The sequence below is a fragment of the Marinimicrobium sp. UBA4509 genome, assembly GCF_002388575.1.
Taxonomy (GTDB): Bacteria; Pseudomonadota; Gammaproteobacteria; order Pseudomonadales; family Cellvibrionaceae; genus Marinimicrobium; species Marinimicrobium koreense.
This window is the reverse complement of record NZ_DGMV01000010.1, coordinates 1-6,043: the sequence shown is the minus strand read 5'-3', so window position 1 is coordinate 6,043 and position 6,043 is coordinate 1. Positions and strand designations below refer to the sequence as shown.

Sequence of the window (6,043 nt, the reverse complement as noted above, 5' to 3'; positions counted from 1 at the left end):
GATGGCGATACCCTGACCTACCAGTGGTCCTTCACCCACCGTCCCGCGAGCAGCACCGCAGACCTGCAGGAAGCGGACACCGTCCAGCCCTCCTTCACGCCAGATCAGGACGGCGAGTATCGCCTCGCCCTGGTGGTCAACGACGGCCTGGTCGATAGCAGCGCAGATGAGGTCGTCATTATGGCCACCACTGCCAACAGCGCTCCGGTCGGGGACGCGGGATCGGATCAAAACGTCGTCGAAGGTGACACCGTCACCCTGGATGGCAGCAATAGTAGCGACGCGGACGGCGACGCCCTCAGCTATCACTGGCGTTTCGTGTCACGCCCTGGTGGCAGCGCCGCCACGCTGGGCGATACCGAGACCGCTCGGCCCAGCTTCCAGGCGGACGCCGCCGGTGATTACGTGATTGAACTGATCGTTAACGACGGAGAAGCCGACGGCACCCCCGATAACGTGACCGTTACCGCTGCGGAAGCAAACTCGGTGCCCGTCGCGGATGCCGGTGCCGATCAAGCCGTTGTTGCGGGTGACCGGGTCACGCTGGACGGTCAGGACAGCCGGGATGCGGATGGTGACCGGCTGACCTATCAGTGGCAGTTTGTGTCCACTCCCGATGGCAGCCTGGCGTCCCTGGATGGTGCGGACACCGTGGCGCCGTCTTTCGAGGCGGATCTGCCCGGCAGCTACGTGATCAGCTTGGTGGTCAGCGATGGTGACGATGAGAGCGAAGCAGTCCGGGTTACCGTCACCGCCACCGAGCTTAACGCGGCCCCCGTGGCCAACCCTGGCGACGACCAGGAGGTGGTGGAAGGTGAGACCGTGCGATTGGACGGGTCCGCCAGTTCCGATGCGAACGGTGACGAGCTGTCTTACCAATGGCGCTTCGTCAGCCGGCCCGACGGCAGCGCTGCGTCCTTGAGCGATCCCAGCAGCGCGTCCCCGGAGTTTGTGGCCGATCAGCCCGGCACCTTCGTGCTGGAACTGGTCGTCAGCGATGGGGAGCTCGACAGCACCGCGCAGACAACGACCATCACGGCCACCCGCGCTAACGTGAAGCCAGTGGCTGATGCCGGCGCCGATCAGGCGGTGGTAGAGGGGACAACCGTTACCCTGGATGGCAGTGCCAGCAGCGACGCGGACGGCGACACCCTCACCTATACCTGGCGTTTCGTATCCACGCCGAGTGGCAGCGCGGCCGCCCTCTCCGACACCGACGCCGTGGCTCCAACCTTCACCGCTGATGTCGCTGGCAGCTACCTCGTAGCATTGGTCGTCAACGATGGCGAGCAGGACAGTGCGGAGGACCGCATCACCGTAACCGCTGCGGAAGCCAACGCCGCGCCAGTGGCCGACGCCGGCCGTGACCAGAATGCCATGACCGGCACGCTTGTCACTCTGGATGGCTCAAACAGCAGCGATGCGGACGGCGACACCCTGGTGTACCAATGGAGCTTTGTCTCTCGGCCATCCGGAAGCGCCGCTACGCTGGTCGATGGGGCCTCTGCCACCCCTGCGTTCACCCCGGACCTGGACGGCACCTATGTGTTGGAACTGGCGGTCGACGACGGTGAGCTGGAAGGCACCGACCGGGTCCAGGTGACCTCGGAAACCGCCAATAGCGCTCCAGTTGCCGACGCCGGGGCGGATGCCACGGTCTACACCGGCAACCGCGTTGAGCTCGACGGCAGCGGCAGCTCCGACGCCGATGGCGACACCCTGACCTACGCCTGGTCACTGAGCAGCCTGCCCGACGGCAGCGGGGTGTCATTACGCGATGCCGCCACGGCGCGCCCCTCCTTCACACCCGATGTGGCCGGGGATTACGTGGCCAAGCTGACCGTGAATGACGGGGAGGCCAACAGCGAGGAAGACACTGTCCGCATCACCGCTCTGGAACCGGCTTTGGCCATGGAGCAATACGACGAAGGCGATGCGTTCAATCCTCCCTCCTGGAGGAACGTGGGCCTGCCTTACACCAGTAACAGCTCCATCAACCGGACCTGTACCGGCACCTGCGGCACCATCGAGCTCGCCCGGTTCCGGCTGGAAGCCCAAGGGCGTAGCTACACCCTGCGCAACGTCCAGGTGACGAAAGTCGGTGGCGGGCCTCTGCCGGCCGGCCTGAACGCTCGCTTCTCCGGAATCAGCAGCGGGCAAACCATCGAGGCCGATGAGACGTTGTCGTTCAGCCTGCTGGTGGAGCACGTCGATGTGTCCGTGCAGGTCGAGTTCGCCTTCCGGGTGGATGAGACCGGCGACGCTTTCAGTAGCAGCTATACCCTCAACCTCCGATAACGCTGGCCATGGCTCCTTGTCCTAGGACAAGGAGCCGGGCATGCGCATCAATTCAACCATCAAAGGAACCCCCATGACGGATGAAAACAGGCCTGCCGATACCGAGGGCGACAGCCCGGCGCTCAGCACTGAAAAACAGGACGAAAGGGACCAGCAGGAAATCCGCGACTTTATCCAGCGGGAGATCAAGCGAATCCGAAGCTATACGCCAAAGGTGGGCGTCTTCGGCGTGACCGGAACGGGCAAGTCCAGCCTCTGCAATGCACTCTTTGGCCGCGAGATTGCCCCTGTCAGTGACGTGGCCGCCGGCACGCGCGATCTGCAGGAGGTTTTGCTCACGGATGATGAGGGCGGCGGTCTGATCCTGGTAGACGTCCCTGGCGTTGGCGAGAACCGGGAACGCGACGAGGAATACCTGGAACTGTACCGGCGCCTGGTGCCGGAGCTGGATCTCGTGCTCTGGGCGATCAAAGCCGATGACCGCGCCTATGCGTCGGCTGTCCAGGCGTATCAGACCGCTGTGAAGCCCCATGAGGGCACATGCCCGGTGGTCTTCGCCGTTACCCAGGCGGACAAGATCGAACCCTGCCGGGAATGGGACGAAAGACGACGGCAGCCTGGCGCCCGCCAGAAGGCCAATCTGGAGGAAAAGCGGCAGCACATCGTCCGGGAGTTCGGCCTCCAGGGCAATCACGTCGTCGCGGTGTCAGCGGAGGAGGGCTACAACATGGATCTGCTGATCAGCGCCATCGTCTCCGCACTACCGAACGACAAAAAAGCGTCTTTGGTTCGTGAAGCCAAAGAGGAAAATGTCACGATAGAGGCTATCGCGGAATCGGAGATCGGAATCCTCGACTATCTGTCTCAACAGATGAATAAGGTGCTCTTTCACGCAAAGGAATTCTTGATTGAGTTTGCTACTGAAGCGGCCAAACGGTACGGCTCGCATGTCTCTAAGCTGATCATTGCCTGGTTGGCTAAGAAACGCGGGTAGGCGCTTGCGACTCGCTGCCTTCCTGGTCGGACCTCGGTTCGGGGGAGCGGGGCTCTATCAGGCCCCGCCTCCGGCCATTTGGAAGCCGCTATCCGCATCTCGCTCTTGAATACGGGCCTCCACCCAATCCTGAATTTCCTCTGACACCCAGCCCACCGACCGCGCCCCAAGCGGGACCGGCCGGGGGAAGCTACCCTCGCTCATCCGGCTATAGATGGATGATCTGGCCAGGCCCGTGGTCTGGATGACTTCGGTTAAACGCATGATTCTCATGAGATGGCTCCTTCTGCTCATGAGATGGGCCATCGCTGTAAAGAAGTACCGGTCCAGACACGGAGCCAAGACAGAGGGTCAGGGACGACTGCATCGCAAGTTCCTACCGCCGTGCCCGAATCGCTTGGTGCTTTCCTTGGCAAGGTAGCTGAGCCGATTGAACAGACCAGCGATCTGGCTATCGCAAATCAGTGAGTTGCGTTGGATCCAATAGGTGCCCCCTTCCGAGAAATGCACCAGACCTACCGCCTGCTCCATATTCCAGCCCAGAGCACGGGCCCAAGCCGTGACAATGCGCTTCGCCAAGCTGTCTGCTATCGAGGCATTGGGGTCCGCCGGAACATCAGGATCGAACGAGCCGACGCAGTTACACTTGGGCATTTCACCAAGGCCTCGGTAGCAGTCGCCATTCAGGAAGAGGCACACGTGGAAATGGTGCTGGTGAGAGCCCTCCTGCTCCCTTGCGCAGACATACTCAAGGTGCCAGCTAGGTGCTGTCCTGCCTTCACGCTTGCGCTTGGCGATATCCGCTTCTATCTGGGCTCGCAATGACTGGATGAATCGCTCAATTACGTCACCCCGACGATAGTAGCCGTTAGCAGGCAGGGCGAGATCAAGGCGCACGGCCATAGTCCTCGCCTGACTATCGATAGCCCGCATCATTGTCTGATGAATTCTTTCAAGGTAGGGCATGAACAAGGGTCCACGCTGTAGCTGGACATCGTAACCCCGCCAGGGACCGGAGTGATGGAGGGTGAGGTTGGCATTATAAATATTGCGTTTACGCATTATCTGGCTCCTATGGTTCGTAGACTTCATAGGAGCTAGCTTCTGTATATTTTTTTAACAGACATCAGTGACATCTTCTTATATACGCCGAACCACTATCCTCAATAGCAAAAGAGCGCATATGGTTTTGTTATATAAATAAATTCTAAAAGGCGTTTGAAGCATAACTATATACCGGTCTCTCCAGGGCTCCCTCCCCACGACAGACGCCGGCTCGCGCCCCCAATAGCGCTGCCAGATTAGATTAAATTATGACCTGCTCGAATGATCGCGTAACGAGAGCCACGCTATTGCTGACGACGCCCTCTTGGGCTGTTCCTCGCCCATCTGCTTCAGAGAGGCGACCACTCAGTGCCCGTGTACTATCCCATTTCAGTGAGCACAGGATTACCTAAGCCCTGAATATGCGATTATCTCTGGCATGGTCTCTGATTTGCTTTACATTTAATTAACCTTTAAATTCTTCAGTTAGTTATGTATGAATGTATTCAATAATTACTACATGTAGATGCATCTATGACTGAACACGATACTGGCGAAGCAGGGCTTCCAACTCTCAATATACGAGAGAAACGTTGGTTGCATGCCCACCTCTTGGCCAACCCGGATTCTTTTTTCCCGGGCAGCCTCCGGAAGGTGAAAAACACCGAGACCATAGTTGAGGACTTGGCTAGTCAGTGGGATGCCAGCTATATGTCCACCCAAGTTAAAGCCTGGAAAAAAGCCTACTTTCTCCCTGAAATTGATCTCGCCTGGATATCTCATAGCCACCAAAGACAATTGGTTTGGCTACTCAACGAATTGAGCCTGGTCATCCCAACCATCCCAATCACTGGCTCGGCGCCAGCATTCCTCCATGCCGGCCGCACCCCATTCATCCCGGCCCCCTCTGCCATACGGCCAGAACATCGATACGGTTTTGCGATTGCGACAATTGACGCCTGGCCGCTCTCCGTAAGCGAGAAGCTGGCGGCCGTTAGGGATATCAGGCAGAACTGGGAGCAAAGCCAGCTCAACTGGAAACAGGTCAAGTGGCTGGACGGGAAGAGTAGGCAGCAAATGGACTGGGCCGTTGATTACATCAACAAATCTGAATTCCGCCGGCGATATGGCGTAACCTATTCGTGCCTATACACAGACGACATCAAGGAAAAGCACGTCTATGTTCTAGGCTTCCTGGATCACCTCTATAGGCTCGGCGCGGACTCACGCGAGCTATTTATAACCAAGATGCGCAAGACTTGGTCGCAGAAGAAGTACCGAGAATCCGACAAAGCCAAGAAGCAGGTATACTTCTCGCTAAGCGATGAGGCTAGGCGCCACCTGGATCAGCTAGAGAAAGCCCGGAAAATGACCAAGAACCGTATCATTGAAGACCTGCTCGCCGAGGCAGCAGGCGCCAGATGAGCCGCAACCAAATGGTGGGCAAAGTGGTGGGCAGTGCTCGACATTCCTTTCCTGAATCCACGTAACTTACTGTTTTATATTAGCTTCTTGTCTTCTGGCGACAAGCAGATTCAGAATATCGAGTGATCGCTGGCGGCCCTACGCCGGCAATCGCCGGAACCCCCACATCCCCACCAGCAAGCCCACCACGAACAACACCGGCTCCCACAGCCCCATCGCCAGCGCGGCGACGCCCGGGCCGGGGCAGTAGCCGGCCAGGCCCCAGCCGATGCCGAACAGGGC

General features: G+C 59.0%; 6 protein-coding genes. 3 read left to right on the top strand and 3 right to left on the bottom strand.

Annotation, left to right across the window (positions count from 1 at the left end; translation table 11 throughout):
* Together B3520_RS01355 and B3520_RS01350 are read left to right on the top strand one after the other, a co-directional pair.
* Positions 1-2,298: PKD domain-containing protein (locus B3520_RS01355; RefSeq protein ID WP_286875164.1), on the top strand; the 2,298-nt coding region annotated here is incomplete at its 5' end.
* A gap of 40 nt (positions 2,299-2,338) precedes the next feature.
* Positions 2,339-3,292, top strand: a complete 954-nt coding sequence (locus B3520_RS01350) for a GTPase family protein (protein WP_286875163.1) — start codon at positions 2,339-2,341, stop codon at positions 3,290-3,292.
* Positions 3,293-3,349: 57 nt separating this feature from the next.
* On the opposite strand, the gene B3520_RS01345 is transcribed toward B3520_RS01350, so the two are convergent.
* Complete coding sequence (locus tag B3520_RS01345; RefSeq protein WP_286875165.1) at positions 3,350-3,556, bottom strand: helix-turn-helix transcriptional regulator; 207 nt, start codon at positions 3,554-3,556, stop codon at positions 3,350-3,352.
* Positions 3,557-3,643: 87 nt separating this feature from the next.
* Positions 3,644-4,354 carry an inovirus Gp2 family protein gene (locus B3520_RS01340; RefSeq protein WP_286875161.1) on the bottom strand — a complete coding sequence of 237 codons (711 nt, stop codon included), beginning with the start codon at positions 4,352-4,354 and terminating at the stop codon, positions 3,644-3,646.
* A gap of 516 nt (positions 4,355-4,870) precedes the next feature.
* Here B3520_RS01340 and B3520_RS01335 point away from each other — a divergent pair.
* The gene (locus B3520_RS01335; RefSeq protein ID WP_286875158.1) at positions 4,871-5,761 is read left to right on the top strand and encodes a hypothetical protein; all 891 of its coding nucleotides are present in this window, start codon (positions 4,871-4,873) and stop codon (positions 5,759-5,761) included.
* Between the two features lie 138 nt (positions 5,762-5,899).
* Here B3520_RS01335 and B3520_RS17430 read toward each other — a convergent pair whose 3' ends face one another.
* A complete protein-coding gene (locus tag B3520_RS17430) occupies positions 5,900-6,031 on the bottom strand; it encodes a DUF6691 family protein (RefSeq protein ID WP_349678470.1) in 132 nt (43 codons plus the stop codon).
* Positions 6,032-6,043 lie beyond the last annotated feature (12 nt).

Coding starts and splice junctions, on each gene's coding strand:
- B3520_RS01350 (WP_286875163.1), top strand. CDS start 2,339: ATGCGCATCAATTCAACCATCAAAGGAACCCCCATGACGGATGAAAAC.
- B3520_RS01345 (WP_286875165.1), bottom strand. CDS start 3,556: ATGCGTTTAACCGAAGTCATCCAGACCACGGGCCTGGCCAGATCATCC.
- B3520_RS01340 (WP_286875161.1), bottom strand. CDS start 4,354: ATGCGTAAACGCAATATTTATAATGCCAACCTCACCCTCCATCACTCC.
- B3520_RS01335 (WP_286875158.1), top strand. CDS start 4,871: ATGACTGAACACGATACTGGCGAAGCAGGGCTTCCAACTCTCAATATA.